The sequence below is a fragment of the Kribbella sp. NPDC050470 genome, assembly GCF_044458365.1.
Lineage (GTDB): Bacteria > Actinomycetota > Actinomycetes > Propionibacteriales > Kribbellaceae > Kribbella.
Map to the genome: position 1 here is coordinate 477,835 of NZ_JBITHV010000004.1, position 26,676 is coordinate 504,510.

At 68.4% G+C, this 26,676-nt stretch carries 27 protein-coding genes; 12 read left to right on the forward strand and 15 right to left on the reverse strand.

The features are described from left to right. Positions 1–2: 2 nt before the first annotated feature. The 7 genes from ACIBGM_RS14285 to ACIBGM_RS14315 all read right to left on the reverse strand — a co-directional run bounded on the left by ACIBGM_RS14285 (position 3) and on the right by ACIBGM_RS14315 (position 8,204). The gene (locus ACIBGM_RS14285; RefSeq protein ID WP_396385697.1) at positions 3–833 is read right to left on the reverse strand and encodes a carbohydrate ABC transporter permease; all 831 of its coding nucleotides are present in this window, start codon (positions 831–833) and stop codon (positions 3–5) included. Then, positions 833–1,804 carry a sugar ABC transporter permease gene (locus ACIBGM_RS14290; protein ID WP_360524778.1) on the reverse strand — a complete coding sequence of 324 codons (972 nt, stop codon included), beginning with the start codon at positions 1,802–1,804 and terminating at the stop codon, positions 833–835. The genes ACIBGM_RS14285 and ACIBGM_RS14290 overlap by 1 nt, the downstream gene beginning before the upstream one ends. A 4-nt stretch (positions 1,805–1,808) precedes the next feature. Continuing rightward, positions 1,809–3,176: an extracellular solute-binding protein gene (locus ACIBGM_RS14295; RefSeq protein WP_396385698.1), complete on the reverse strand. Its 1,368-nt coding sequence runs from the start codon at positions 3,174–3,176 to the stop codon at positions 1,809–1,811. Positions 3,177–3,317: 141 nt separating this feature from the next. After that, positions 3,318–4,391: a LacI family DNA-binding transcriptional regulator gene (locus tag ACIBGM_RS14300; protein ID WP_396385699.1), complete on the reverse strand. Its 1,074-nt coding sequence runs from the start codon at positions 4,389–4,391 to the stop codon at positions 3,318–3,320. A 10-nt stretch (positions 4,392–4,401) separates the two neighbouring features. After that, positions 4,402–6,072, reverse strand: coding sequence for a hypothetical protein (locus ACIBGM_RS14305; RefSeq protein ID WP_396385700.1), 1,671 nt, complete (start codon positions 6,070–6,072; stop codon positions 4,402–4,404). Then, complete coding sequence (locus ACIBGM_RS14310; protein ID WP_360524790.1) at positions 6,069–7,802, reverse strand: MBL fold metallo-hydrolase; 1,734 nt, start codon at positions 7,800–7,802, stop codon at positions 6,069–6,071. The genes ACIBGM_RS14305 and ACIBGM_RS14310 overlap by 4 nt, the downstream gene beginning before the upstream one ends. A gap of 51 nt (positions 7,803–7,853) precedes the next feature. Further along, entirely contained in the window at positions 7,854–8,204 is a 351-nt protein-coding gene (locus tag ACIBGM_RS14315) for an STAS domain-containing protein (RefSeq protein ID WP_360524793.1), read from the reverse strand. Between the two features lie 392 nt (positions 8,205–8,596). On the opposite strand from ACIBGM_RS14315, the gene ACIBGM_RS14320 reads away from it, so the two are divergent. The 3 genes from ACIBGM_RS14320 (at position 8,597) to ACIBGM_RS14330 (ending at position 10,955) form a co-directional block, all read left to right on the forward strand. Next, on the forward strand, positions 8,597–9,340 hold the full coding sequence (locus tag ACIBGM_RS14320) for an SDR family oxidoreductase (protein ID WP_360524796.1): 744 nt from the start codon (positions 8,597–8,599) through the stop codon (positions 9,338–9,340). 11 nt (positions 9,341–9,351) lie between these two features. Then, positions 9,352–10,065, forward strand: coding sequence for a DNA alkylation repair protein (locus tag ACIBGM_RS14325; protein ID WP_360524877.1), 714 nt, complete (start codon positions 9,352–9,354; stop codon positions 10,063–10,065). Between the two features lie 86 nt (positions 10,066–10,151). After that, complete coding sequence (locus tag ACIBGM_RS14330) at positions 10,152–10,955, forward strand: M23 family metallopeptidase (protein WP_360524799.1); 804 nt, start codon at positions 10,152–10,154, stop codon at positions 10,953–10,955. 45 nt (positions 10,956–11,000) lie between these two features. On the opposite strand, the gene ACIBGM_RS14335 is transcribed toward ACIBGM_RS14330, so the two are convergent. Beyond that, positions 11,001–12,473 (reverse strand): DHA2 family efflux MFS transporter permease subunit, encoded by a 1,473-nt coding sequence (locus ACIBGM_RS14335; protein WP_360524802.1) that lies wholly within the window; start codon positions 12,471–12,473, stop codon positions 11,001–11,003. A gap of 20 nt (positions 12,474–12,493) precedes the next feature. Further along, positions 12,494–13,303, reverse strand: coding sequence for a hypothetical protein (locus ACIBGM_RS14340; RefSeq protein ID WP_360524805.1), 810 nt, complete (start codon positions 13,301–13,303; stop codon positions 12,494–12,496). Positions 13,304–13,516: 213 nt separating this feature from the next. Here ACIBGM_RS14340 and ACIBGM_RS14345 point away from each other — a divergent pair, with 213 nt between their 5' ends. The 5 genes from ACIBGM_RS14345 to ACIBGM_RS14365 all read left to right on the forward strand — a co-directional run bounded on the left by ACIBGM_RS14345 (position 13,517) and on the right by ACIBGM_RS14365 (position 17,374). Continuing rightward, positions 13,517–14,323, forward strand: a complete 807-nt coding sequence (locus ACIBGM_RS14345) for a DUF4397 domain-containing protein (protein WP_360524808.1) — start codon at positions 13,517–13,519, stop codon at positions 14,321–14,323. Positions 14,324–14,394: 71 nt separating this feature from the next. Next, the gene (locus ACIBGM_RS14350) at positions 14,395–15,018 is read left to right on the forward strand and encodes a class F sortase (RefSeq protein WP_396385703.1); all 624 of its coding nucleotides are present in this window, start codon (positions 14,395–14,397) and stop codon (positions 15,016–15,018) included. A 23-nt stretch (positions 15,019–15,041) separates the two neighbouring features. Next, a complete protein-coding gene (locus ACIBGM_RS14355) occupies positions 15,042–15,659 on the forward strand; it encodes an L-threonylcarbamoyladenylate synthase (protein ID WP_360524814.1) in 618 nt (205 codons plus the stop codon). An 87-nt stretch (positions 15,660–15,746) separates the two neighbouring features. Continuing rightward, positions 15,747–16,709, forward strand: a complete 963-nt coding sequence (locus ACIBGM_RS14360) for a penicillin-insensitive murein endopeptidase (RefSeq protein WP_396385704.1) — start codon at positions 15,747–15,749, stop codon at positions 16,707–16,709. A 17-nt stretch (positions 16,710–16,726) separates the two neighbouring features. Next, entirely contained in the window at positions 16,727–17,374 is a 648-nt protein-coding gene (locus tag ACIBGM_RS14365) for a nitroreductase family protein (protein WP_360524820.1), read from the forward strand. On the opposite strand, the gene ACIBGM_RS14370 is transcribed toward ACIBGM_RS14365, so the two are convergent. From ACIBGM_RS14370 to ACIBGM_RS14385, 4 genes are all read right to left on the reverse strand, one after another. After that, positions 17,375–19,540, reverse strand: coding sequence for a glycoside hydrolase domain-containing protein (locus ACIBGM_RS14370; protein WP_396385705.1), 2,166 nt, complete (start codon positions 19,538–19,540; stop codon positions 17,375–17,377). It lies immediately after the preceding gene. Positions 19,541–19,569: 29 nt separating this feature from the next. Next, positions 19,570–19,941 (reverse strand): hypothetical protein, encoded by a 372-nt coding sequence (locus tag ACIBGM_RS14375; protein ID WP_396385706.1) that lies wholly within the window; start codon positions 19,939–19,941, stop codon positions 19,570–19,572. A gap of 109 nt (positions 19,942–20,050) precedes the next feature. Beyond that, on the reverse strand, positions 20,051–20,545 hold the full coding sequence (locus ACIBGM_RS14380) for a DNA polymerase ligase N-terminal domain-containing protein (protein WP_396385707.1): 495 nt from the start codon (positions 20,543–20,545) through the stop codon (positions 20,051–20,053). Further along, positions 20,542–21,366 (reverse strand): SigB/SigF/SigG family RNA polymerase sigma factor, encoded by an 825-nt coding sequence (locus ACIBGM_RS14385; protein WP_360524829.1) that lies wholly within the window; start codon positions 21,364–21,366, stop codon positions 20,542–20,544. The genes ACIBGM_RS14380 and ACIBGM_RS14385 overlap by 4 nt, the downstream gene beginning before the upstream one ends. Before the next feature lie 168 nt (positions 21,367–21,534). Between ACIBGM_RS14385 and ACIBGM_RS14390 the strand changes: the two genes are divergently transcribed. Continuing rightward, the gene (locus tag ACIBGM_RS14390) at positions 21,535–21,906 is read left to right on the forward strand and encodes a VOC family protein (protein WP_360524832.1); all 372 of its coding nucleotides are present in this window, start codon (positions 21,535–21,537) and stop codon (positions 21,904–21,906) included. On the opposite strand, the gene ACIBGM_RS14395 is transcribed toward ACIBGM_RS14390, so the two are convergent. After that, on the reverse strand, positions 21,907–22,128 hold the full coding sequence (locus ACIBGM_RS14395; protein ID WP_360524835.1) for a hypothetical protein: 222 nt from the start codon (positions 22,126–22,128) through the stop codon (positions 21,907–21,909). It lies immediately after the preceding gene. 198 nt (positions 22,129–22,326) lie between these two features. On the opposite strand from ACIBGM_RS14395, the gene ACIBGM_RS14400 reads away from it, so the two are divergent. After that, entirely contained in the window at positions 22,327–22,503 is a 177-nt protein-coding gene (locus tag ACIBGM_RS14400) for a hypothetical protein (protein ID WP_360524838.1), read from the forward strand. 30 nt (positions 22,504–22,533) lie between these two features. Here ACIBGM_RS14400 and ACIBGM_RS14405 read toward each other — a convergent pair whose 3' ends face one another. Continuing rightward, positions 22,534–23,607 carry a serine hydrolase domain-containing protein gene (locus ACIBGM_RS14405; RefSeq protein ID WP_396385708.1) on the reverse strand — a complete coding sequence of 358 codons (1,074 nt, stop codon included), beginning with the start codon at positions 23,605–23,607 and terminating at the stop codon, positions 22,534–22,536. A gap of 129 nt (positions 23,608–23,736) precedes the next feature. Between ACIBGM_RS14405 and ACIBGM_RS14410 the strand changes: the two genes are divergently transcribed. Both ACIBGM_RS14410 and ACIBGM_RS14415 read left to right on the forward strand, forming a co-directional pair. Then, entirely contained in the window at positions 23,737–25,701 is a 1,965-nt protein-coding gene (locus ACIBGM_RS14410) for an amino acid transporter (RefSeq protein ID WP_360524844.1), read from the forward strand. A gap of 12 nt (positions 25,702–25,713) precedes the next feature. After that, the gene (locus ACIBGM_RS14415) at positions 25,714–26,646 is read left to right on the forward strand and encodes a LysR family transcriptional regulator (protein ID WP_360524847.1); all 933 of its coding nucleotides are present in this window, start codon (positions 25,714–25,716) and stop codon (positions 26,644–26,646) included. Positions 26,647–26,676: the final 30 nt, after the last annotated feature.

The following is a 26,676-nucleotide window of genomic DNA, read 5'->3' on the forward strand; positions in this document are numbered from 1 at the left end:
GCTCAGCCTTTCTGCGCGGTCGTGGCCACGCCGTCGAGGATGTACCGCTGGCCGAAGGCGAACAGGACGATCATCGGCACCACCGCGATCACGCTGGCAGCCACCGCGATCTCCCACTCGTAGTGACCCGAGAGGGCGAAGGCGTCGATGATCTGTTTCAGGCCGCGCGGCATCGTGAAGTACTCCGGGGTCTGCAGGTAGATCAGCGGTTTCATCAGGTCCGACCAGCTCGCCTTGAACTCGAAGACGAACACGATCACCAGGGCCGGCTTGCAGAGCGGGAACGCGATCCGCCGGAACAGCCCGAAGTACGCGCAGCCGTCCACCCGGGCTGCCTCGAACAACTCGCGTGGGATGCCGAGGAAGAACTGCCGCAGCAGGAACACGTAGAACGCCGAGCCGAACAGGTTCTGCGCCCAGAGCGGGATCTGGGTGTCGATCATGCCCAGCCGGTTCCAGATCAGGTACACCGGGATCATCGTCACCGCGCCGGGCAGCATCATCGTCGAGAGCAGCACCCCGAACAGCAGGTTCCGGCCGCGGAACCGGAAGTACGCGAACCCGAACGCGACCAGCGCGCTCGACAACGTCACGGCCGCGGCGGCCATGAAGCCGACGGTCAGCGAGTTCGTCAGCCAGCGCAGCACCGGCGCGGCCTCCCACACGCGCACGTAGTTCGACGGCTGGAAGATCTCCGGGATCAGCCGGTTGTCGAACACCTGCGACCGTGGCTTCAGCGACGCCGACACCAGCCACACCAACGGGTAGCAGAACGCGAACGTCGCCAGCGTCAGGAAGAACAGGAACGGCAACCGCCGATAGGGAATCGTCATCAGCGCTCCCCGTGGTAGTACACGTACCGGTTGCCGATCCGGACCTGGATGAACGTGATCAGCAGGATGATCACGAACAACAGCCACGCCATCGCCGAGGCGAAGCCCATCTTGAAGAACTGGAAGGCGTTCTGGAACAGGTAGACCATGTAGACCAGCGACTCCTCCGACGCCGCTGCCTTCTGCTGCGGGCCGTAGAACATCGTGTAGGCCTGGTCGAACATCTGCATCGCCGCGATCGTGTTCGTGATCACGGTGAAGAACAGCGCCCCGGAGATCATCGGGATCGTGATCCGGAACAGCCGGGTCACCGGCCCCGCACCGTCCAGCTCGGCCGCCTCGTACAGCTGCTTCGGTACGCCGTTCAGCGCCGCAAGGTAGACCACCACCGTGCCACCGAGTGTCCACAGACTCACGATCGCCAGCGACGGTTTCAGCCAGCTCGGATCGGTGGTCCAGTTCGGCCCGTTGATGCCGACCCAGCCGAGCACCTTGTTGACCAGGCCCTGCTGACCGTTCAGCAGGAGCAGGAACATCGCCGCGGCGGCCACCGCCGGCGTCATCTCCGGCAGGTAGAACGCGGTCCGGAAGAAGCCCCCGGCCCGGCCGACCCGCTGCAGCATCATCGCCAGCGCCAACGCCACGACGGTGCCGAGCGGGACGAACATCGCCGCGTAGACGAACGTGTTGCTGAGCGACTTGAGCACCCGCGGGTCGTCGAACAGCTCGCGGTAGTTCTCCAGGCCGACCGCCCGCGGCGCCTGGATCATCTGGTAGTCGGTGAACGACAGCACCAGGCTGGCGATCATCGGCCCCGCGGTGAAGATCAGGAACCCGATCACCCACGGCGAGACGAACAGCCAGCCGGCCCGGTCCTCCCGCTTCGCCAGCGGGCTGCGCCGCGGCTTGGGCCGGCGGCGGTCGGGCTCGGCCTGCCCGCCCGCCACCGGACGCTCGACGGTGGTGGTCATCGAATCAGCCCTGGTTGACCTTGTCGAAGGCGGCCTTGGCCTCGGACTGGGCCTGGTCGAGGGCGGCCTGCGGGGTGGCGGACCCACCGAGCGCCTTGCCGACCGCGTTCTTCCAGGCGGCGTCGATCTCCGCGCCGGCCGGTGACGGGTTCATCGACTTCGCCTTGTCCAGCACGTCGTAGTAGTTGTTGATCGCCTGGTCGAAGCCGGCGTCACCGGTGGGCGCGAGGTATTTCGCCTTGATCTCCTCGTCGGCCTTCTTGTTCCCGGTGAACAGGCCGGTGAAGAAGCTCTTGTCCTTGGTCACGGTCTGCATCCGCGCCTCGGCAGCCTTGTGCCAGGTCTCCAGCGACGTCATCGTCTTCGCCCACTGGCAGGCGGCGTTCATGTTCTTGGCGCCCTTCGGCACCACCCAGGCCGAGCCGCCGATGGTGCTGATCGGCTCGCCCTGCCGGTTGGTGAACATCGTCGACTGCAGTTCGAGACCCTGCTTGCGCGAGTCGAGCAGGACGTTGACGTACCAGTTCTCGATCGGGAACGCGGCCAGTCGGTCCTTGGTGAACTGGTTCTTCTCGCCGAACAGATCGAAGGTGTCGCGGAAGGTCTTGAAGTTCGACCAGCCGCCCTGGTCGGTGATCAACTTGATCGTGTACTGCAGCGCCTCGACCGCCTTCGGGTCGTTCAGGTTCGGCTCGCCGCCGGGCTTGACCAGCTCGGCGCCGTTGGCCATCGCCCAGAGCGGGAAGAAGTCCGGCATCTTCGGGTCGTAGCCGATCCGGGCCGGACGGCCGCTCTTGGCGACGTACAGCTTCTTGACCGTCTGCTCGAGCTTGTCCCAGTCGGCGGTCTGGATGTCGCTGGTCTGCACGCCGGCGGACTTCAGCGCCTTGCCGCTGATCAGGTTGGTCGAGACCGTGTAGAACTCCGGGATGCCGTAGGTCTTGTCCTTCAGCTTCACCTCGTTCATCGCCGCTTCGCGGTACTGGGTGGTATCGATTCCACTGTTCTTGATGCAGTCGTCCAGCGGCTGGATCGCGCCCTTCGCCGCGTACGTCCCGATCAGGTTGCGGGCCATGTAGACGACGTCCGGCGGGTTGCCGCTGGACACCGCGGTGAGGAACTGCTGGGCGTCGAAGTCGCCCTTGTTGTTCTTCACGGTGACGGTCGGGTACGCCGCCTTGAACGCGTTCACCCGGGACTGGGCCACCTCGTCCTCACCGCTGAAACCCATCACGTTCAGGGTTCCCGACGGGGTCGAGTCGGTGGAGCCGGTGGTGCTGCCACCGGAGTCCTCCTTGTTCCCGACGCCGGCGCAGGCGGTCAGAACCAGGGTCCCGGCGGCCAGCGCCACGGGAAGGCGCAGGTGCTTCATTGCGTGTGCTCCTAATCCTCGACAGGGGGCGAGTGGCCGAAATGTGGTATCGATGCCACATTTGGTTGCAGAGCACGTTAGGTGTGAGATTCTGCCGACGTCAAGACGTCAGATGGGAGGTTGTGGACAACAGACCGGGAATCAGCGCGGCGCGGGACCGGTGGAGCCGCGCACGATCAGCCGCGGTGGCACCCGCACGATCCGCCGCTTCGTGGGGAGCTCGCCGCGGATCCGGGCCAGCAGCAACCGCGCGCAGCTGCGCCCGAGCTCGACGGTGTGCTGGTCGACCGTGGTCAGCGCCGGCTGGACCAGCGACATCCACGGCACGTCGTCGTACGCCGCGACGCTGAGCTGGCGAGGGATCTTCAGCCGCCGGTCCTTGATCTCGGCCAGCGCACCCTGCGCCAGCACGTTGTTCGCGGAGATGATCGCGGTGACGTCGTGGTCGTTCAGCAGCTTGCGGGTCGTCTCCCGGGCCGCCTCCGCGTCGAAGCTGGTGTACGCGATCAGGTCCTCGTCCAGGTCGACGAAGTTGTCCAGGTGCGCGGCCCGGAAGCCGGCCAGCCGCCCGGCGCCGGTCGACCACTTGGTCTCGTCGATCAGCAGCCCGATCCGGGTGTGCCCGAGAGCCAGCAGGTGGTCGGTCAGCTCGCGCGCCCCGGCCTTGTTGTCGCTCATCACCACGTCGCCGTTGCCCCGGCCGAGTTCACGGTCCGCACACACCACGTGGACGCCGTTCTCCTGCAGCACCCGCGGGCACTTGGCAGTGACTGGCGTGACGATCACACCGGGGACCCGCATCGCCAGCAGTGTCTCGGCGGCCCGCATCTCCTCTGCCGGGTCGCCGTTGTCGTTGACAAGCACCATCTGGTACTCCGCCGCCCGCAGCTCCTCCTCGATACCGGCAGCCAGGTCGGCGTAGAAGGGGTTGCGCAGGTCGGAGATGAGCACGCCGATCGAGGTCGACGTACGGCTCCGCAGGTTGCGGGCGTTGTGGTCGAGCACGTACCCGATCCGCTCGGCCGCTGCCCGCACGCGAGCCCGTACGGCGGGGGACGCGTAGCCGCGGGTGTGCAGCGCGCGTGACACCGTCGACGGTGAGACACCGGCCTCGCGGGCCACGTCCTGCACCGTCGGACGCCGTACAGACGGCTGCGCAGGCTGGACCGGCTGCTGTTGCACGGCCCGTGCTGCCTGCTGCCCCCGGGGACTCATGGGCCGCAGTCTAAAGGCTCCGGGCCGCCCTGTAGCGGTTCCAGCTGTCCTTGATGGCGTCGAAGTCGTCCGGAGCGAAGTCGTAGCGGTCCGTGTCAGTACCGTCCACGTAGTACAGCGCCGGCACGCCCAGACCGCCCTGCATCGCCACGTACGTGCGCCATTCACCGTGACTCGGCATCATCCAGCCGTCGGTGTCGATGCCCAGCTCAGGACATACCGCCTGCACCACCTCGGCCCGATAGGCCATGTGACGAGCGACATACCCGGGCTCGGCGGTGTGGTCGTGCAGTACGTCGTTCAGCCGGATCACGTCGGTCACGTCGAGGAAGGCCGGGTTCGGCGTGTGCGTGACGACCAGTGCGTCCGGCTTGACCCGCTTGGCCGTGTCGTAAACGAGCCGGAGCTGCTCGTGCAGCAGCGCGGCACCCCACCGGCGTCCGCTGTGCCGCAGTGACGAGCCGGACGGCGTCCGCGCGGTGAAGTCGACCTTGAACCCGTCCGCATCCAGCCCGTCTGCGGACAGCATGTAGGTCACGGCCTCGGTGATCAGTGACGCGCAGGCAGGAGAGTCCGGATCGAGGCCGACCGGGTTGCCACCGGCATCGGTCACGCAGGCGTCCAGCGGAGCGCCCTCCTCGTCCCACGCCTTCCACCACAGCAACACCCGCTGCCCGGCCGCATGCCGCGCGGCAATCCAGCCCTTCAGGTCCTGCCACTTCACCGGATCGGGCTGGCAGGTCGCGTACGACGCCTGCCACTTGTCGTCGATCACGATCGTCTCCGGCACGATCCCCTGCCCAGCAAGGGTCTCCAGGAACGCGTCGTAGTTCGTCTGGGTCGCTAGCGGCTGTGGAGCCTGGTCGGTGCGAACCCCCAGCGCACACTGCGCTCCCCACCCGCAGAAGATCGTCCCGCGCCACCACTCCGCGTCCACTGCCGTCCGGGAAGGCACAACGCCGTACGAGTCGAGCAATGCCCGATGCTGCACCAGGACATCCGACGGGGACTCACCACCCAGGTGTACGACGAGCGGCGGCGTGCGGAACTGCCCTTCGACCACGGTCTGGCCCTCGTAGTCCAGCCGCAGACTGAAGCCACCGGTCACAGGCAGGTAGTGGTAGCTGGTGAAGGTCTGCTCGGCGACCGGTGCCACCACACTGAGGCCCAGCCACTGGTCGTCCACGGCCGCCGCGAAGCACCAGGGCGCGGGCGTGAACAGCCACCGCTCGATGCCCGGCTCACCGCCCTCACCGCACACACTGATCGTCGCCGGCTCCAGCGCATCCCGGATGACACGGGTCGGGTGGTCCGGATTGGGGGAGTACGCCTGCTGCAGCTGCGACCCGCTGGGCAGGAAACCCCGCGGCGTACGACGCCCACCGAGCAGGTGCATGTCGGTAAGCCGCCCCCGGCCGGTCACCACTGTCGACGTCTCGATCCGGTCGGCCAGGAACCGCGTGGTCGTGACTCGCGTGTCCCACACCGTGCTGTGAGCAGTCGCAGTGACGACCAGTCCTTCAGCACCCTCGACGACATCCACCGCGATGTCGCCGTAGCTCTCGTCGAACCCCTCCACTGTGTCCAGCGAGGCGAACAGCCGCAGCTTCAGCACCGGCCGTCCATCGACGACCACGCTGGCGTACGCCTTGGCTTCCTGTACATCGACCGTGTACTTCAACGACCCGTCCTCACGTCTACTAGTGCCTCTGCCAACTGACCCACGTACCGCCCGTCCCGGGTGATCCCGGCCGCGATCCGCGCCTGCCGCACCGGCTCCCCGACATGTGGCACCACGAGGAACTCCTGCGACGCCACCTGTGAGCACTCCCATCCGGAAGGCACCACCAGCGACGCACCCGCACAGCTCACCCGCACAGTGAACGGCTGCCCGTCCACCGCATCGATCCGGTACGGCGTGATGCGCACAGCACCCGTGAACACCGGGTCGTCCGGCAAGAACAACTCCCGGTGTACCCGCGCAACGGCATCGCCAAGCCGCACCAACTCGTCCAGGTAGTCCTGCGTCACCGGTCGCGGGTCCCAGTGCCCGGAGATCATCAGAGACGGCTGCAGCCGCTGGTAGAGCGCAGCCGAGGCCACATAGTCGTCCGCAGCGAAGGCATTCGCGTACTGGAAGTTCGGGATCTCCGCCGACTCACCAGGAACCCAGCTACCCGTCTGCTGATCTCCTGTGGACAGCACCCGCTGCCCGTCCACCTCGAAGCCAATGGCCGACGCGTACAGCGTGTGCCCCGGCAGAGCATGCAGGTCCAGTTCGTACTCGCGCCACCGCACACTCGTCCCGTCCGCCACGTGCCGCGCGCAGGGGATCGGCTCGAACCATAGACAGGGCAGGTCATAGTGCGTCGGGTTCTCCAGCACGTGGGCCACCGGACTCGACGCCCACACCTCCGTCCCGTGCACCTCGCGCATCAGGTTGAACGCGGCAACGTGGTCGTCGTGGTAGTGGGTGGGGATGGCAACCTCGACCCGCTCGATGCCGTAGTCGCGTTGCAGTGCGCGCAGGCTGGGCAGCCAGGGTCGGACATGGTGCCGCGGGCCACCGATCGGGATGCCCGTGGTCAGGTCGTAGCCGTAGTCGATCAGCAGCGCCCTACCGGAGTCGCTGAGCAGGACGTAGCTGTGTGACTCGCTCGTGCGGTTCATCAGCAGGTGCGGGCTGAGCTCTACGTACGGCCGCTCGAGCTTGTCGAGCAGACCGGTCGGCTGGCCGAGTCGCACCTTGATCAGCTCGCCCAGCGCGTCGCAGGTCTGCCGGACGGCGAGAGCCGGGTCTGTCATCGGCGAGCCGTGACTGGGCATCAGTGCGCGCGGTTGGTGGTCCAGCAACTGCACCAGGGAGGCCATGGTCAGCGCGGCGCCCTCAAGACCGACGTACGACCACTGCAGCGCGGCAGCCGACCACACCTTGCCCGGGCTGTGCAGCAGGTCGCCGGTGAAGGCATAGCCATCGATCAGGTAGCTGACGCTGCCTGGCGTGTGACCAGGTGTCGGCAGCGTCCGCACGTCCAGATGCCCGATGCGGGAGACGCTGTAGTCCTTCATGACGCCGGCGACCGGCACCGGCTCCAGCAACGAGAACCGGTCCGTGTGCAGATCGTAGTTGTTCACCACACGTCGTTGCTGCCAGTGATGATCCACACCGGCGATCAGGTCGACTTCGCCGGCGGGCGCCCAGATCCGGGCGCCGGCTGCCACGAGCCGTGGCAGACCTTCGACCTGGTCGCGGTGGTGGTGCGTGACGAGTACGTCGGTCACCCGGTCCACGCCGTACGACGGCAACTGGTCCAGCCAGCGTCCGCTGCCGGCGTCGATCGCCACTGCCGACCGCGTCGCCGGGTCAACGAACAGGTAGACCACACAGGTGTCCTCGATGGCGTGCAACACACCCAGCACCCTAGAGGCAGGCTGGAATCGATTCCACCCCCGCCCGGGGGCTCAGAGCTCGGCGAGCGCCTCGGTGGCGGTGGAGTAGATCCGGAACTGGCCGCCGAGACCGGTGATCGCCAGCGGCCGATCGACCGGGCGGCCGACGCCGACCAGAGCCAGGGTGATGTTGTGCAGGCCGGCCAGGTTGCGGGCCTCCACGAGGTTGCCCAGTCCGGCCGAGCTGCAGAAGGTGACGGCAGAGACGTCGATCAGCACCAGTTTGGCCGGTGGGGCCACTGCGGCGCGGATCGACTCGGCAGCGAAGTCAGTGGTCGCGATGTCGATCTCACCGGACAGCCGGACCAGCAGCACGCCTGGTTCCAGCTCCTCGGTCACAGCGTCGAAAGTCGTTTTGATCATCTCGCCGTCCCGCGGCTCTGGGTGGCTGGTCACGCCGGTCTCTCCCCCGGACAGTCCCGCGGACGCCGGTCGGTCCTGGCGAGGTGGAACTGCCCTGCCCTCACCGTATGCCCCAACGCGCAAGCGTCACAACGGGTCTGACCCGGATGACCTCGGAGCGTGATCTAACCACGGGTGTAAGCGCTACCAGCCAGTGCATTTGCCATGTGCAGACGCCTCGTTCACCTGCCTGTGCAGACGCCTCCTACAAAGGCAATCGTCACTCGATCGAACGCATCACCTCACGGCCGCCGAAGGTCCCGATGCCCTTCCGGGACGGGTTCACTGGGGTCACCAGGGTATGCGTGATAGACACGTTATGGAAGCAATCTGACACCAGGGGTGAGGCTGCGATGGGTGCGCTCGACGGCAAGGCCGCTCTCGTCACCGGCGGTTCGCGAGGGATCGGGGCAGCGATCGTCCGGCGGCTGGCCGCCGACGGCGCCGTGGTCACCTTCACCTACCTGTCGAGCGACGCCGCGGCCGCCGAGGTCGTCGACGAGGTCAAGGCGGCCGACGGCCAGGCGATCGCGGTGCAGTCCGACCAGGCCGACCTGGCCGGCATCCCCGACCTGTTCGCGCGAGCCGCCGAGCCGACCGGGGCCCTGGACATCTTCGTCGGCAACGCGGCCGAGGTGACGGTGAAGCCGATCGACAGCGTCACCGAGGACGACTACGACCACCTCTTCGCCACCAACGTGAAGGGTCCGTACTTCGCGATCCAGCAGGCGGCGCGGGTGCTCCCCGACGGCGGCCGGATCATCGCGCTCTCGACGCTGAATACGGTCGTGCCCGGTCCCGGGATCTCGCTGTACGCGGCGAGCAAGGCCGCGCTCGAGCAGTTCGTCAAGGTCGCCGCCCGAGAGTACGGCGCCCGTGGAATCACCGTCAACATCGTCTCGCCGGGTGCGACCGACACCGACATGTTCCGCGACTCCAACCCGCCGGAGGCCAAGGCCGCGCTGGTCGGCATCACCGCGCTCGGCCGCGTCGGCGAGCCGGCCGACATCGCGGACGTCGTCGCCTTCCTGGCCGGTCCGGACAGCCGCTGGCTGACGGGGCAGAACCTGCGCGCCACCGGAGGGTTGCTGATCTGAGCACCGCCGACCTGCTCGCCGACGTCGACGCCGCGGCCGACCCGGCCGCGGCGAAGATCCTGGCCGGCTACTTCAAGCTGGGACCCGGTGGCTACGGTCACGGCGACCAGATGATCGGCGTGAAGCTGTCCACCATCCGCGGCCTGCTCAAGCCCTACCTGCGCGCCGGCCTTCCGCTCGCCGAGCTCGAGGAGGCGCTGAAGAGCCCGATCCACGAGCACCGGCTGGCCGTGCTCTGCCTGCTCGCCGACCGCGCGTCCCGCAGCCTCAAGCCGCGTACGGCGGACCCGGCCGAGGTCACCGCGATCTACGACCTCTACCTGCGCAGTACGGCGTACATCAACAACTGGGACTTGGTCGACTGCAGCACGTCGGAGATCGTCGGCGGGTACCTGCTCGACAAGCCGCGCGACGTGCTCTACACGCTGGTCCGGTCGCCCTCGCTGTGGGAGCGGCGGATCGCGCTCGTTGCGACCCACCTGTTCATCAGGAACGGCGAGAGCGCGGACACGTACGCGCTGTCCGCGCTGGTGCTCGACGACCGCGAGGACCTGATCCACAAGGCGTCCGGGTGGATGCTGCGTGAGGCCGGCAAGCGAGTCTCGGAGGACGAGCTCCGGGCGTTCCTCGACGAGCACGCGGCGTTGATGCCGCGGACCATGCTGCGGTACGCGATCGAGCGGCTGGAACCCGCCGTACGCAAGGAGTATCTGGCGCTGCGCTGACGTTTTCGCGCAGGTCGAAAGGCCTCGGGATCCCGCGACGGAGCGTTACCCTGACGCTCAAGTCGATCGCGGAAGGGGCCGCCCCCATGAACCCGAAGCGCATCATCAAGCTGTTGCTGCTCGCAACACTCGTCGCCGCCGGGCTGGTCGCTGTGCCGACCACTGCCACGGCAGCGCCCGGATTTCAGATGCCGATCCCGTGCGGGCTGCGGTGGACCACCGCGACGCACGGCGGCCACGCCAGCCAGTGGATGCTGGACATGGTCTCGCCGAGCGGAGCCACCCGCGGCACTCCGGTGCTCGCGTCGGCCGGTGGGACGGTCAGTGCGTCGCTGCTGTCGTCCAGCGGCGGCCACATGGTCGTCATCGACCACGGTGGTGGCTGGCAGACCCGGTACCTGCACATGGACCGCCGTGACGTTGCCGTCGGCAACGTGGTAGCACAGGGCCGGCAGATCGGCATCGTCGGCAACACCGGTGACAGCACCGGGCCGCACCTGCACTACGAGCAGAAGCTGAACGGCACCGTCCAGCAGTCGTGGTTCAACGGGCACGCCGTACCGCTCACCTGGTCGTACAACCAGCACTTCGAGACCAGCGCCAACTGCGGCGCGGGCGACGGGAAGTTCTGGGTCGACACGTTCGCCAACGCACCCGGTCACAGCACGCCCGGCGGCACCCAGACCGGCACCCTCTACAAGGGCACGAACTACGTGTTCTGCAAGGTCTGGGGGCCGGAGGTCCGGGTCGGCACCGCCTACAACCACTGGTGGATGAAGACCGACCTCGACGTCGGCCCGGCGAATCAGTGGGTGTCGGCGTACTACCTGTCCCGCTGGGGCAACGACGAGGCGAAGGACAACAACGGCCGCGACCTTCCGAACTGCTGAAGGCCGGTTCGCCATTTGTCGACATGTCGCCGTGCCGGGCTGGGCTCAGGAGGCCTCGCGGCTGTCGGCGTACGGCGGTGCGGTCAGCGCGCAGTGCGGGTGGTGAAGGACCTCGACCGGCCTCTCGGCGCGGCCGCCGATCGTGAACCAGGAAATCACCCCACCGGCAGCGCACAACGCCCCGGAGATCCACAGTGCGTTGGCGAACCCATTGCTGAAGGCAACCGGATCGAGCCATGAGTCGCCGGTGAGCCCGGCCGCGATCGGGATCGCCGCGACCGCCATCAGCTGCGCCGACCGGGCGATCGCGTTGTTCACCCCGGACGCGATCCCGGCGTGGTGGTCGTCCACCGACGACAACACGGTCGCGGTCAGTGGCGCGACGGTCGCGACCAGCCCGAGGCCGAGTACGACGACCGCCGGCAGCACCGCGGAGACGTAAGTCGAGTCCATGTCGATCCGCAGCATCAGTAGCAGGCCCGCCGCCATCAGCAGCGGTCCGACGGTCATCGGGATCCGCGCACCGATCCGGTCCGCGAGTCCGCCGGCGTACCCGGACAGCGCCAGCATCAGCAGCGTCATCGGCAGCAGTGAGGCGCCGGCCCAGATCGCGGAGTACCCGAGTGCGGTCTGGAGGTAGACGACGAGGAGGAACGTCGCCGTGCCCATGCCGCCGTACACGACGACGGTGACCAGGTTGGCGCCGGTGAAGGCCCGGTTGGCGAAGATGCCGGGCGGAATCATCGGGTGCGACTCCCGGCGCTCGACCTCCACGAAGACCGCGAACGAGAGGACGCCGACGATCAGCGAGGTCAGCACGAGCGGGTCGCTCCAGCCGCGTTCGCCGGCGCTGATCAGGCCGAAGGTGAGCCCGGCGAGGCCGATGGTCGCGACCGCGGCGCCCTTCAGGTCGAGCTTGCCGGCCGCGGTCTCGTCGCGCGTCTCAGGGACGTGCCGCAGGGTGACGAGCAAGGTCAGCAGGGCGAGCGGGACGTTCAGCAGGAAGATGTACCGCCAGGACCCGCTGTCGACCAGGCCGCCGCCGACGAACGGGCCGATGGCCGCGGCGACCGAGGTGAGGCCGGACCAGGCGCCGACCGCCTTGCCGCGGTCGGACGGCGCGAACGTGGTCTGCAGGATCGCCAGGCTGCCGGGGGTCAGCAACGCGCCGCCCATGCCCTGCAGGACCCGGCCGGCGATCATCACCTCGAGGGTCGGCGCGACCGTGCACACCACCGAGGCGATCGCGAACCAGATCACTCCGACGACGAACATCCGCCGCCGGCCGAGCCGGTCGCCGAGCGAACCACTGAGCAGGATCAGCGCCGCCAGCGGCAGCATGTACCCGTTGACGATCCACTGCAGTCCGGCGACCTCGGCGTCGAACTCCTCGCCCATCGCCGGCAGCGCGACGTTGACCACCGTGCCGTCGAGGAACGCCATCCCCGACCCGAGTGCCGTGGCCGCGAGGACCCACCTCGCCCGGCTGGTGCCGAAAACGATCCGCTCGTCCGTCATGGACTCACACTAGGTGCTTACTACGGCTGCGGGAGATCCAGTTGGAGAACGACGAGGGCCTTGTCGGCCGGGATGCCTGGGAGCACCGAGAGTTCGGGTGGGTTGCCGACTGCGCAGCGGGTCTCGGTGAGCAGTGGGCAGACGACGTTGAGCAGCTCGCCGCCGTTGACGATCAGGTTGGTCGGCAGGCCGCCCTCGGTGATCGCGGTGAGCGGCCGGATGGCCGACGCGGCCCGCTCCGGCTTCGACTCCGTACGCCGTACCGTCGAGCCGGACAGCCGGTAGATCAGGCGCAGGTTCGTCGCGGCCGTGGTCAGCGGCACGTCGGTCGTGGTGGTGACGCTGGAGCTGGCCAGCGGGATGGCCGCGCCGTTGGCCAGCACCCGCAGGTTGGTCGCGATCGGCGAGGTCTTGGTCATCATCCCGGGCAGCTGTTCACCGGACGCGGGCAGCTGGACCTGCAGGATGCTCGTCGGCTTGGGCAACATCACGTCCTCGGTGATGTCGAACGACCCGTCCGCCAGCGGTACGGCGACCATCCGGATGCCCGGCGTGGTCGCGCCGGGACCCGGGCTGCTGGCCGGCGTCTCGCCGGGCCGAGTGGTGCTGACCGGTCCAGAGGGAAGGCCGGGGCTGGGGGCCACCGGGCCGGCCGTGTCCGGTGAGCAGGCCACGGTCGCGCTGAGCCCCAGAGTCAGCGCGGCCGCGGCCAGCCACCTTGTCCCCGTCCCCGTCGCCCGTCGCCCGAGGTCCTCCACCCCCGATGGCACGTCCGGGAGGAACTCCGCGCCCGTCCTCGACGCCCGGTCCGGCGAACCGCGTTCAGACACGTCTCATCGCCCCCAACGGATTCGGCCGTTTCCTCTGGCGGTCGGATCGGACTTGCGCATACGATACGCCGGAATTAGTGGGGTGCGGCAATTACTGCCGAATATTTCCTGGGGACTTCGAGGGGGCACAAAATGGTGAGACGGAGCGTGTCCGGACCATTCCGGGCCGTATTCGAAGCAATTTCGAGAATTCCTGGTCCGGTAATTAGCCGGGTGATTCCGCTGGCGCTGGTGGTGACTGTCGCGGCGGCGCCGGCCGTCCTCGTGGCGCCGGCCGAGGGGGCCGCGGGCGCCAATCTGTACGTCGTCCAGGGCCTGCCCGGGCGATCGCTCGACATCAGCATCGACGGCCGCACGGTGGCGACCGATGTCGCGACCACGAAGGTGGTCGGGCCGTTCGGTGTTGCCGCAGGCAAGCGGATGCTGACCGCCCGGCAGGACGGCAAGACGGTGATCTCGCGGGAGGTCTCGGTCGGATCCGGGGCCAGCGTCGACGCCGTGATCCACCTGCCGGTCTCGCCCACCGGCGCGCCGGTGCTGACGTCGTACGTGAACAAACTGAACGCGATCCCGCGCGACAAGGCCGCGCTGCGGGTCGCGCACGACGCGGCCGTCGGGCCGGCCGACATCCGGGTGAACGGTCAGGTGGCGTTCGCGAACGTGGCGAATGGGGAATCGCTGGAGGCGGTCGTCCCGGCGGCCACCTACAAGGTCGACATCGTGCCGGCCGGCGCGAGTTCACCGGTTGTTCTCGGTCCGTTGGATTTGCCGGCTCGGGCCGGTTATCTGACCCGGGTCTTCGCGGTCGGTAATCCGAACGCGAAGACGATGAACGTCGCGCTCGGGACGATCAAGTTGCCGGGTTCGGGTTCGGGGACACCCGGGCTGGTGGACACCGGGACCGGCGGTCAGGCGGCGGAGCTGAACCAGGCGCACAGCTCCGCGGACCTCTGGCTCGTGGTCATCCTGGCCGGTCTGCTGGCTGCGGTGGTGACGGTCCGGAAGGCGGTCCGTCGCTGAGGAAGCTCCTGCTCGCACTGGTGTTGTGCTGCGCGGGCCTGGAGGGGTGCGCTGCGCAGGCGGACAACGCCGTGCCGGACCCCGGGGCGGGCGGCGGTACCCCAACGCCGTCGTCCGCTCCGGCTGTACGTGGCGCCCCTGGGTTCGTTCCGGAGATCGAACCCAGGGTCACGCCGTCGCAGACCGATCCGGCGTCCGCACCGCCGGCCCGGATCGGTACGCCGGCCCCGAGCCAGCGGATCTGGTTCGTTCCGGACCAGGTGGTGCTGCCGGGTGGGGCGACGGCTCCGGTGATCCCGGCGAGCACGGTGAGGGGTGAGCTGAAGGTCCCGGAGGAAGGCCGGCGCGTCGGTTGGTGGGACGGCGGTGCTCAGGCCGGTGACCCGTTCGGGTCGGTGGTGCTGGCCGGCCACGTCGACACCAAGACCGAGGGAGTCGGGCACTTCGCCCGGCTGCTCCGCATCAAGCCGGGCGAGCTCGTCGTACTGCATGGCGCCGGCCACACCGCGACGTACCGGGTCAGCTCGATCGTCTCGGTGCCGAAGAACGCGCTCGCGACGAAGAGCGGCGCCTTCGACCAGAAGGTCGGCCACCGGCTGGTCCTGATCACCTGCACGGGCGCGTACGACGCCTCCCGCGGTGGCTACGAGGACAACCTCGTCGTCACCGCCACCGCGGTCGGTCCGGCCCGCTGACCCGACCGCTAGGCTCGGCCGTTATGGCGAGGTATTTCAACGTGCACCCGGAGAATCCGCAGCGGCGCGCGATCGGCCAGGTGGTGGACCTGGTGCGCGACGGCGGGCTGATCGCATATCCGACCGACTCGTGCTTCGCGCTCGGCTGCCAGCTCGGGAACCGGGACGGGATCGAGCGGATCCGCGCCATCCGGCACCTGGACGACCGGCACCACTTCACGCTGGTCTGCCAGGACTTCGCCCAGCTCGGGCAGTTCGTGCACATCAGCAACGCGGTGTTCCGGTCGATCAAGGCGGCCACGCCGGGCAGCTACACGTTCATCCTGCCGGCCACGAAGGAAGTGCCGCGCCGGCTGCTGCACCCGAAGAAGAAGACGGTCGGCGTGCGGATCCCGGACCACGTCGTGGCCCAGGCGCTGGTCGAGGAGCTGGGCGAGCCACTGCTGTCGAGCACCCTGCTGCTTCCGGACCACGAGGTGCCGATGACGCAGGCCTGGGAGATCAAGGAAGAGCTCGACAACCAGGTCGACGCGGTCATCGAAGGCGAGACCGGCACCGAGCCCACCACCGTCGTCGACTTCTCCGACGACTTCGCCGAGGTGGTCCGGGTCGGCGCGGGGGACCCGGCACCCTTCCAGTGAGGTCTTGCGGTTGGGAAGATCATGCCCGATCGTGGCTGCGTAGAAGTTAGTCAGTAACCAGCGCACCTCACCCGCCCCGGAGGAGCCATGAGACGACGACTCGTGTTCGCGGTGCTGGCCGCCGTACTGCTGATCGGAGTGCCTGCGCCGGCGCAGGCGTACGCGAACGCTTTCTTCCCGACGCAGAGCAGTCGCAATCGCGGCGCCGACGTACTGGCGATCCAGTACCTGCTGCAGCACCACGGGCAGTCCGTCTCCGCCGACGGAGTGTTCGGCGCGACGACGACGGCCGCCGCCAAGGCGTTCCAGACGTCGAAGGGCGTCGGCGCCGATGGCATCGTCGGACCGCAGACCTGGGGAGCGTTGGTGCCGACGATCCGGTCGGGCGACAACAACGCGGCGGTGAAGGCGCTTCAGGTCGAGCTCAACGCCAAGCGGCGGCTCAGCCTGCCGGTCGACGGAGTGTTCGGTACGGCGGTCCGCGACGCAGTGGTCGCGTTCCAGTCCCACGCCGGCATCGGCGCGGACGGGATCGTCGGTCCGATCACCTGGCGCAACCTCGCCTGGCACTACGACTACCCGGACTTCGCCGCCAACCTGTGCGACCAGGACCCCGACGGCAACGGTACGGCGGCCAACTGGGCCACGTCGGCCGCAGTCGCCCAGCTCGAGCAGGCCGCGCGATCGTTCCGCGGCACCGCACAAGGAAAGGTCCCGTACGGCGATGCCGGGTTCGAGCACGGTGGTGACATCCCCGGCCACGGCAGCCATGAGGTTGGCCTGGACATCGACATCTGGCCGATCCGCACGGACAGCGCCCAGTGCACCGCAGGCCGGATCACCTGGGAGTCATCGACGTACGACCGGGCTGCCACTCGCCAACTGGTCCAGGCGATCCGTGCCGCCGCACCGGGGCACGTCCGGATCATCTTCTTCAACGACCCGGTCCTGATCAACGAAGGACTCACCACCGAGTGGCCGGCCCACGACAACCACCTCCACGTCCGCTTCTGCGAGAAGGTCCACCCCAACAGCCTCTACACCTGCTGATCGAGCAGACTGTGGGCGTGACCTACACCTTGGAGCTCAACCCCGACGAACTGCTCACCACCACTCGAACGGTGCGCAAGCGGCTGGATCTGGAGCGGCCGGTGCCGCTGGACGTGGTGCGGGAGTGTGTGGAGATCGCGTTGCAGGGGCCGTCGGGGAGCAATCGGCAGACATGGCACTGGGTGGTGGTCACGGATGCGGACAAGCGGGCCGCCATCGGGGAGTACTACCGGCTCGCCGTCGAGAAGTACCTGGCCGGCACCGGTGCCGCCGGGAAACTCTTCGCGGACGACCCGGTGCGCGGACCGGTACAGCGCCGGATCGGCAACAGCGTCGCCTACCTGGGTGAGCGGATGGGGCAGGTCCCGGTCCTCGTCATCCCATGCCTCGAAGCCCGCGCGCTGCCGGCGGGCAACCAGGCCGGGTTGTGGGGCTCGATCCTGCCGTCGGCGTGGAGCTACATGCTCGCCGCACGCGCCCGCGGCCTCGGTACGGCGTGGACCACGCTGCACCTCAACTACGAGCAGGAGGTCGCCGACGTCCTCGGCCTGCCCGAGGAGATCCGGCAGTCGGTGCTGATCCCGACCGCCTACACGGTCGGGACCGACTTCAAGCCCGCCCCGCGCCAGCCGCTGGACGACGTCCTGCACCTCAACGCCTGGTAGTCACCGCACCTCCAGCTCGGCCAACTGCATCCGGTACCCGCCTTCGCCGTCCGGCCGCAGCTCCGTCCCACGGACCTGGACGTACCGCGCGGTCGTCGGCGGGAAGGTGAACCATACCGGCGCGGACCCCGGCTGGGCGTGATCGGCCACCGTCGCGACCGGCGTCCAGGTGACACCGTCGGCCGACGTCTCGACGGTGAAGTCGACCGGGAACCCGTTCCCGGTGTTGGCCCCATCCGATCGCGGGTACAGATCCACCCGCCCAAGAGACCGCACCGACCCGAGATCCACCTGCAAGGTCTGGGCGTCCGTCGCACTCGCGGCTGCCGCACTGGTCCACCCCATCGACGCAGCGCCAGAGGTTCGCCGACCATCGACGACCGCGCGCGGATTCCACCCATCCCCGTCGTACGACGAACTGACGCTCACTGCGGCGCCTTCCGCCGGGTTCACCTCGGGATTCAGTCGGACGTTGTCGAAGGCAACGTTCACGCCGCCGCTCGCCAGCCCGATCCCGCCGGCCCGGAAGGCGGAGTCGGTCACGATCAGCACCGGCGCATGCCCGGACCCGGCGTACACCTGCAGGGTGCTCCCGCGCGCGACCACGCGCAGCCGGTTGAACTGGCCGGCCGCGTATCCAGGCGCCTGCGCCCGCGCGAGCGTCGTACCGCTGCGGTAGACGAACACCTCGCCGTTGTTGCGTTGGGCCACCAAATAGCCGCTCTCGAAGTCCGTCGGGTTGAGGTTGCGGACCACGATCCCGGCCCAGTTCTCGTTGCCGCCGGTCGGGTTGATCCCGCGGATCTGCACGTCCACGCTCGCCGCGACATCGCCGTACGCGCGTCCCTCGAGGCCGGCGACGTGGTCCCAGCGGCTGACGTCGGTCTGTGTCAGCACGCCACCCGAGGCCGACCAGGTTCCGCTGTTCGTCTGCCAGGACTGGGATCCGGCTGCGAAGTCGTCGGCGTACGGATAGGCCTGGTCGGGGCCACCGGCGACGAGCGGGTCGAGGACCTGACGGTGTACGACGTCCACGGCCGTGCCGGATCGATCACCTGTGTAGGAGTTGACGAGCAGCGAGTTGGCCAGCGCCTTCGCGAGCAGCGGTTTGGTCGCGGCGAGCTTGGTGAAGAGCTCGTAGTCCTCGGCGCCGTCGAGTTGCGCCTCGCTCCGGGTGCTGTCGTAGACGTCGTACGCCGCTCGGTTGGGCCGGACGATGAAGTTGTCGCCGTTCTGCGGTCCGTCGAAGGTGTCGTACTGGGCGTACGGTCCGCCGACGTGCTCGAACCAGTAGTTCCAGCCCCAGTGCAGGTAGCCGATCGAGTCGGTCTTCCACGCCAGCAGCGGAGTGAGCCGGGTCTTCGCGAGGTGCGACACCAGGAAACGGTTCAGGTAGTGGCCTTGCGGGCCGATGCAGTTGTAGAGCCACAGCTCGTTGCCGCCCAGCCGCTTGCTCTGGTAGTAGCCGACGTTCTTCTCGTACAGGTCGAGGATCGGCGTGTTCGCGGTCAGGTTCGGCGGCGGGTTGTGGATCGCGAGCTCGGCCTCGTTCAGCTGCGGGTTCGGGAAGTACTGCCGGTACTTGGCGTAGAACCAGTTCGCCGCGGTGGTGTCGGCCGTGTGCCGGGTCTCGTCGTTCGCGCTCATGTAGAAGAGGTCGGTCCACTCCTTCGCGTCCAGGTGCTGCTTGAGCGCCGGGAACAGCTTGTCCAGGTACGCGTTCGCCTCCGCCGACTGGGACGGCACCGGGACCATCTGCGTCGATCCGTCGGACGCGCGCTTGAGCATCTCCAACTGCGATGGACGGCCGACGGCGGGGTCGCTGCTGATCAGGAGCGTCGGCGTGTAGATCCACTGCAGTGCGCCGGCATCCCGGTAGATCCCGATGAACCGGTCGAAGTCGGTCCAGTCGAAGGTGTAGTTGCCTGCCGCATCGATCCGGGTCCGCGGGATCAGCAGCGCCTGGAAGTCGGCGTACACGACGTTGTTCCGGTGCTTGGCGTGGTTGCGGGCCATCGCCTCGATCACCTTCCACCAGTTGGCGTCGTACATCTGGACGCCGTACTGGACCGGGATCGCCTTGATCGTGCCGTCGTAGTCCCAGCCGGCCGAGGTGGTCCAGTTGTTCAGCTTGAAGGTGGACTGGTCCGTCGGCGGGATGGTCACCGGGTAGACGGTCAGCCGGACGGGTACGACTACGTTGCCGGCGCTGCTCTGGACAGTCGCCGTACCGGTGTAGAGGCCGGGGGTAGCGTCGGCCGGTACGTGGACGCTGTAGTGGTACGGCTGGGTGACGTTCGCGGCGAGTGATCGCGGAGTGTTCTCGACGAGCGCATCGTAGTACGCCGTACCGCGGCGGTCGGGCGGACGGCGAGCTGCGCGGCCTCGGTCTCGTTGCGGGCCGCGTACAGGTCGATCGACGTGGGTGCGCCGGCGGGTCTGGTGGTGCCGGGGAACAGGCGGTCGCTGGCGTTGTGGGTCCAGACCGGCGGTGGCGCGGCGGCCGCCGGAAGGGGAAGCGCAGCGGCGAGCAGTACGGCGGAGAGCAGGGCGGCTGGGATGCGCATCGGGTGCTCCAGGCGGGACTCGGAAAGTACGCCCGAGTGTGCGGAAAAGTACGCCCGAGTGTGCGGAGACGCCTGGAGGGAATCAAGTGAGCCTATTGGCCGGAAACGGTCAGGAGGCAGCCATCTCCTCGATGGTCAGCCCACTCAGCACCGATCGCGGTTCGGAGACGGTCAGGTCGACGTCCGGATCGGCCGCTGCGTCCCGGACCTTCACCAGCAGCCAGTCCGTCCCGGTCCTGGTGAAAGCCCAGGCCCCGTTGAGTTTCACGCCGTGCAGCTGCACCTTGAAGTGCCCGCGCTCGATCGCCACCGCCGGGTCCACCGGCTGGTGGCGATCGTCGCGGGTGAGGTTGCTGTAGATGCCGGCGTCCCACACGATCACGGCACCGCTGCCGTACGCGCTGTCCGCGATCACGCCCTCGTACGACGCGTACTCGAGGTCGTGGTCGGTGGTGAAGACCGCCAGCCGTTTCACGGTCGGGTCCAGCGACGGCCCGCGCGGGACCGCCCAGGACTTCAGGACGCCGTCGACCTCCAGCCGAACGTCGTAGTGCAGCCGCCGGGCATCATGCAGCTGCACCACGAAGATCGGCTTGGACGTCAAGCGGCAGCTGCCGAGGGTGGCTCGATCCGGTTGCGCAGCCGGTTCAGGATGCCGCGGAGCAGCCGGGAGACCTGCATCTGGCTCACTCCGATCTCGGCGCCGATATCGGCCTGGGTGTGTCCTTCGATGAAGCGTAGTTCGAGGATCTTACGCTCCCGCGGCGCCAGGTCGCTGAGCACCGGCTCGAGGACGGCGACCGCCTCGGTCCGCTCGAACGCGCTGTCGTCGGTGTCCGCGATGGTGTCGGCCAGGTTGGCGGCCGTGTCGTCGTCGACCGGGCGGTCCAGCGACAGCACCGAGAAGCAGCCGTCTGCGGCCATCGCGGCCTCGATCTCGTTGACCTCGGCACCGATCTCGGCGGCGAGCTCGGCGAGCGTGGGCTCGCGGTGCAGGTCCTGGACGAGCTGCGGGCGGACCGAGGCGATCGAGCCCTGCAGTTCTTGCAGGCGGCGCGGGATCCGGACCGTCCACGAGCAGTCGCGGAAGTACCGTTTCACCTCACCCCTGATGGTCGGCACGGCGTAGGCGAGAAACGGGGTGTCGGTGCCGGGGTCGTAGCTGCGGGCGGCCTTCACGAGCCCCAGGTACGCGACCTGGTCCAGGTCCTCGGCCTCCACACCGCGGCCGCGGAAGCGGGTGGCGATGCTGTGGGCGATGCTCAGGTTGAGCTCGATCGCCTCACTGAGGAGGGCCTGCCGGAGAGCTTCGTCCGTGCTGGCGGCCCGCCGGCTGAGGAGGTTTCGGGTCGTCGTGTCCCGGCGCTGCTTCGGATCGGTGCTGCGCGGCTCGTCGACGGTGCTGCTGGAGAGTACGGTGACCATTTTTGCTGACCTCGCGACGTTGAGTCACGGCGCGGCACATGTCTGGACCGCGGTCAGTGCTATCTGATCGGAACCCTACCCCGGCTCTCCCGGCGTTATTCCTCTGTATCGATTTCGACGAGGAGAGAAACCATTCCGGACGGCCCGGATCGACCTTAGGGTCTGGCCATGGACTGGAAGCTTGAGTTGGTGTCGGTGCCGGTGACGGACGTGGACCGGGCGAAGGAGTTCTACACCGAGAAGGTCGGCTTCCACGCCGACCACGACCACCAGGTCACCGAGGAACTGAGATTCGTTCAGTTGACCCCGCCGGGCTCGGCCTGCTCGATCGCGATCGGCAGCGGGATGCCGCAGGGTGAACCCGGCTCGGTGCGTGGGCTGCAGATCGTCGTACCCGACGTCTCGGCGGCTCGGGCCGAGTTGGCCGGCCGCGGCGTCGAGGTGTCGGACCTGCAGGAGTTCCCGTGGGGGACCTTCGCGTTCTTCGACGACCCCGACGGGAACTCCTGGGCTCTCCAGCAGTTGCCGGAGTGGCGCTAGTCAGCTGTCCCAGTGGGGTAGCTGGTCGTTGGGATCCTCGTCCGGGGCGTCCGGGTTGGAGGCGGGCTGCTCCAGCGGTGAGTCGTCGTCGGGGCGGTCGGCGACGGTGGTTCCTTCATCGATGGAGGGATCGACCAGGTCCGGCATCTCCGGATCCGGGTTGTCCGGGTTGCGGGAGTCGCCCGGGCCGACCGGCACCGGAGGGATCGGATTCGTGCTCATGACTCCACCTCCTAAGGGTGAGATCTTTCCGGTACCCAGGAGGTGGTGGTCAATTCGAGTTATCGCTAACGCTCTGTCATGTCGCGGTTGTAGGGTGGCCTTTGGTTGAGTAGCCAGCCCCCCGACGCTGGTTGCCGTGTCCCTGCGAGGGCGACGATGACCGATCTTCAGCATCACTCCACTGCCGTTCGAGGTGCCATGTCCGTAGCCACATCTCCGACCCGGCCGGTAGCTGTCCAGGTCCGCATCGGCGGCCGCTGGATCGCGGGTCAGGAGCTCGGTCGCCGGACCGGCGCGGCCGGTGCCGACGAGGTTCTCGTCAGCCACCACGGCCACCTGGTCTGGGTCGACCAGCACTCCATCCGCAGCGCCTAGGACCCGGAAAGACCTTACCCACAAGGGATTTCAGCAAAGAGTTTTCGCAACGAGGTTGCCGATCTCGATCGCCGACGCGGACTGCGCGGGGTCGAACAACCGCCTGGTCAGTGCGAACGAGACGCCTGAACGCGCGTCGGCCCAGGCGGCGCTGCCACCCATGCCCGGCAGGCCGAACGACGTCGGGCTCTCCTCCGCACTCGAACCGAGCCGCCCGATCGCGTAGCCCAGCGCCCAGGTCGCGTCGTTCCCGAGCAGCTCGTCCTTACCGACGAAGGCCGGCCCGGTGACCTCGGCAACCCGCTCCGGCCGGATCAGCCGGACCCCGTCCACCTCGCCGATCAGGGCGGCGTACAGCTTCGCGATGCCACGCGCAGTGAGGATGCCGGCCGACGGAGTCTCGGCGGCGAGGTGCTCAGGACTGTTGCACAGCGCGGCCCGCGGGATCACCGCGGCCGGCGTGACCTTGCTGAACATCCCGGCCAGCATCGCGAACGTGTCCTCGGCGCCGGCCGGCTCGATCAGCGTGGCAACCCGGTGCTGCTGGTCCAGCGGTACGCCGAAGTACACCTCGTCGGCGATCCCGAGCGGCTCCGCGATCTCCCGCAGTACGTCGGAGATCGTCCGGCCTGTCGTCCGCCGGACCACCTCGCCGACCAGGTAGCCGAACGTCTCGGCGTGGTACGTCGTCTTCGTCCCCGGCTCCCACCACGGTTCGGCGGCCGCCAGGTACGAGGTGATCTTCGGCCAGTCGTGCAAGTCGTCGGTCGTCGTATCCGGCGCCAAAGCCGGCAGGCCGACCGAATGGGTGAGCAGATGCCGCAACGTCGCCTTCTCCTTGCCGTGGACCGCGAACTCGGGCCAGACGTCCGCGATCGGAGCGTCGTACTCGAGGACACCGCGGTCAGCCAGCACGTTGGCCACCGTCGCCGTCGCGCCCTTGCCGGTCGAAGCGCTGTAGAAGAGGGTGTCCGGTCCGACCGCCTCGCCGGCGACCGCGTCGACGACGAGCTCACCGTCCTTGTAGACCGCGACCTGCAGCCCGAGCTCGGTCCCGGCCAACTCGTCGATCCGCCGCTGCACCTGCTCCTGAAGATTCGTCACGCTCGTCATCCTGTCTGTGAGAGTTCAGTCACCACCAGGTCGGAGCCGCCCGGCCGGTTTTGACACACCTTGTTAGAGAGCTGTTAGAGGCCGGGTTTGCAGATCCCGGAGCTACGTAGGCTGCGCGCCGTGGCGGCGACAGAAACGCAGGAGAACGACGCCGTCGGCGTACCCCCGCCGCGGCACGGACGGTTCGTGGGCTGGCTGCTGCACGACCGGCCCACCGGGCACGCCGGGCCGCACCGGCCGGCTCCGCACCCGACCCATCGCTGGTGGAAGGTGATGTGCCTGACCGGGGTCGACTACTTCTCCACCCTCGGCTACCAGCCCGCGATCGCCGCGGCGGCCGTCGGCCTGCTGTCGCCGCTCGCCACCTTGATCCTCGTCCTGCTGACGCTGCTCGGGGCGCTCCCGGTCTACCGCCGGGTGGCCGCCGAGAGCCCGCACGGCGAGGGCTCGATCGCGATGCTGGACCGGCTGCTCGGCCGCTGGAAGGGCAAGTTCACCATCCTGGTGCTGCTCGGCTTCATGGCCACCGACTTCATCATCACGATGACGCTGTCGGCCGCCGACGCGACCGCGCACGTGGTCGAGAACCCGTACGTCCCGCACTGGTTCGAGGGCAAGGAGGTGGCCATCACCCTGGTCCTGCTGGCGTTGCTCGCGGGCGTGTTCCTGCGCGGTTTCGGTGAGGCGATCGGAATCGCCGTGGTCCTGGTCGCGGTCTACCTGGGGCTCAACCTGGTCGTCGTCGGCGACGCGCTGTGGAACGTGATCACCGCGCCGGGGCTGGTGACGAACTGGCGCGGCCTGCTGGTCACCGAGCACTCCAACATCTGGGTGATGATCGGTATCTCGCTGGTCGTGTTCCCCAAGCTCGCCCTCGGCCTGTCGGGGTTCGAGACCGGCGTCGCGGTGATGCCACAGGTCAAGGGCGCAGCCGACGACGACCCGGCGCATCCGGCCGAGCGGATCCGCAACACCCGGAAGCTGCTCACCACCGCCGCGCTGATCATGAGCGGCTTCCTGATCACCAGCAGCTTCACCACGATCGTGCTGATCCCGGAGCACGAGTTCGAGGACGGCGGCGAGGCGTCCGGGCGGGCGCTGGCGTACCTGGCGCACGAGAACCTCGGCAACGTCTTCGGGACCGTGTACGACGTCAGCACGATCCTGATCCTGTGGTTCGCCGGAGCGTCGGCGATGGCCGGCCTGCTCAACATCGTCCCGCGCTACCTGCCCCGCTACGGCATGGTCCCGGACTGGGCCCGGGCGACCCGGCCGCTGGTGCTCGTCTTCGCGGTGATCGCCTTCGTGATCACGCTGCTGTTCAAGGCCGACGTGGACGCCCAGGGTGGCGCTTACGCGACCGGCGTACTGGTGCTGATCCTGTCTGCGTCGGTGGCGGTGACGCTGTCCGCGCGGCGGAAGGGCCAGCGCGCGAAGACGGTCGGCTTCGGCGTGATCAGCCTGGTCTTCCTCTACACCACGATCGCGAACATCATCGAGCGCCCGGACGGCGTCCAGATCGCGTCCTTCTTCATCGTCGCGATCATCCTGACCTCGCTGATCTCCCGGGCCACCCGGTCGCTGGAGCTGCGGGCGACCGAGGTCCGGTTCGACGACGAGGCGCGCCGGATCATCGAGGCGGCCGCGGTCGACGGCGAGCTCCGGATCATCGCGAACGAGCCGAACGAGCGGGACGCGACCGAGTACCAGGAGAAGGAGGCCGAGCAGCGCGAGGTGCGGAACCTGCCGGAGGGCCTGCCGATCGTGTTCCTCGAGGTCACGCTGACCGACGCGTCGCAGTTCGAGACCGAGCTGGACGTGACCGGCGAGGAGCTGCACGGGTACTCGGTCCTCAAGGTGGACAGCCCGAGTGTGGCGAACGCGATCGCGGCGCTGTCGCTGCGGATCCGCGACGAGTGGGACGTGATGCCGCACATCTACTTCGCGTGGGCCGAGGGCAACCCGTTCTACTTCCTGTTCCGCTACCTGATCTCCGGTGAGGGCGACGTCCCGCCCGTGACCCGTGAGGTGCTGCGGCGCGCCGAGCCGGTCCGGTCGAAACGGCCCTGGGTGCACGTGGGCTGACACACTGCCCTCGTGGACTTGCGGCAGTTGGAGTACTTCGTGGCGGTTGCGCATGAGCGCAGCTTCACGCTGGCGGCTCGGCGGCTGCATGTGGTCCAGAGCGCGGTCAGTGCTGCGATCGCTGCGCTGGAGCGCGATCTGAAGGTCACGTTGTTCGAGCGCAGTGCCCAGCGGGTGGTGCTGACGGAGGCGGGTACGGCGCTGTTGCCGGAGGCGCTGGCCGTGATGGACGCCGTACAGGGGGCTCGTGATGTCGTCGACGAGCTCGGTGCGGGGATGCGCGGGTCGGTGCGGGTCGGGCTGCTGCCGGGGCTCGGGCTGATCAACCTGCCGGCGGCGGCCGGTGAGTTCCGGCGGCGGTATCCGAACGTCGAGTTGCAGTTGCGGGCCGAGGCCGAGGGGTCGGCGGGGGTGATCGCGGGGCTGCGGAACGGCGACATCGACTGCGGGTTCCTCGGGGTCGCGGCCGGGAGCGCGCCGCGCGACCTGACCACATGGGAGTTGCTGCGGGTGCCGCAGGTGCTCGCGGTTCCGGTCGGTCATCGGCTGGCGCGGCTGCGGTCGGTGACGCTGGCGGACCTGGCCGACGAGGCGTTCGTCGACTTCCCGCCCGGGTCCGGGACGCGGACGCTGATCGACCAGAAGTTCGAGGCGGCCGGGATCGAGCGGAAGGTCGTGGTCGAGGCGCTCGGGATCGAGGGCGGGGTCCAGTTCGTCGCGCACGGCGTGGGGCTGGGGATCCTGCCCGGGTACGCCGTCGCCGAGATCGACTCGATCCGCGCGATCTCGGTCGCGGACGAGTCGTTCCGCTGGACGCTGTACCTGGCCACGCTGAAGAAGCGCAAACCCTCCGCCGCCCTCCGCGCACTTCTCGGCCTCGTCGGCGCCCACCTCCAACACCCACCCGGCACCGAACTGGGCGCGGACGTGGATCAACAAGACTGATCCATCCAACCCGCCCGAAGGCCGTGCTTT

Coding starts and splice junctions, on each gene's coding strand:
- ACIBGM_RS14360 (WP_396385704.1), top strand. CDS start 15,747: ATGAGACGACGACTCGTGTTCGCGGTGCTGGCCGCCGTACTGCTGATC.
- ACIBGM_RS14335 (WP_360524802.1), bottom strand. CDS start 12,473: ATGACGGACGAGCGGATCGTTTTCGGCACCAGCCGGGCGAGGTGGGTC.
- ACIBGM_RS14395 (WP_360524835.1), bottom strand. CDS start 22,128: ATGAGCACGAATCCGATCCCTCCGGTGCCGGTCGGCCCGGGCGACTCC.
- ACIBGM_RS14300 (WP_396385699.1), bottom strand. CDS start 4,391: ATGAGTCCCCGGGGGCAGCAGGCAGCACGGGCCGTGCAACAGCAGCCG.
- ACIBGM_RS14295 (WP_396385698.1), bottom strand. CDS start 3,176: ATGAAGCACCTGCGCCTTCCCGTGGCGCTGGCCGCCGGGACCCTGGTT.
- ACIBGM_RS14355 (WP_360524814.1), top strand. CDS start 15,042: ATGGCGAGGTATTTCAACGTGCACCCGGAGAATCCGCAGCGGCGCGCG.
- ACIBGM_RS14290 (WP_360524778.1), bottom strand. CDS start 1,804: ATGACCACCACCGTCGAGCGTCCGGTGGCGGGCGGGCAGGCCGAGCCC.
- ACIBGM_RS14315 (WP_360524793.1), bottom strand. CDS start 8,204: ATGATCAAAACGACTTTCGACGCTGTGACCGAGGAGCTGGAACCAGGC.
- ACIBGM_RS14375 (WP_396385706.1), bottom strand. CDS start 19,941: ATGCGCATCCCAGCCGCCCTGCTCTCCGCCGTACTGCTCGCCGCTGCG.
- ACIBGM_RS14285 (WP_396385697.1), bottom strand. CDS start 833: ATGACGATTCCCTATCGGCGGTTGCCGTTCCTGTTCTTCCTGACGCTG.
- ACIBGM_RS14330 (WP_360524799.1), top strand. CDS start 10,152: ATGAACCCGAAGCGCATCATCAAGCTGTTGCTGCTCGCAACACTCGTC.
- ACIBGM_RS14320 (WP_360524796.1), top strand. CDS start 8,597: ATGGGTGCGCTCGACGGCAAGGCCGCTCTCGTCACCGGCGGTTCGCGA.
- ACIBGM_RS14390 (WP_360524832.1), top strand. CDS start 21,535: ATGGACTGGAAGCTTGAGTTGGTGTCGGTGCCGGTGACGGACGTGGAC.
- ACIBGM_RS14385 (WP_360524829.1), bottom strand. CDS start 21,366: ATGGTCACCGTACTCTCCAGCAGCACCGTCGACGAGCCGCGCAGCACC.
- ACIBGM_RS14400 (WP_360524838.1), top strand. CDS start 22,327: ATGTCCGTAGCCACATCTCCGACCCGGCCGGTAGCTGTCCAGGTCCGC.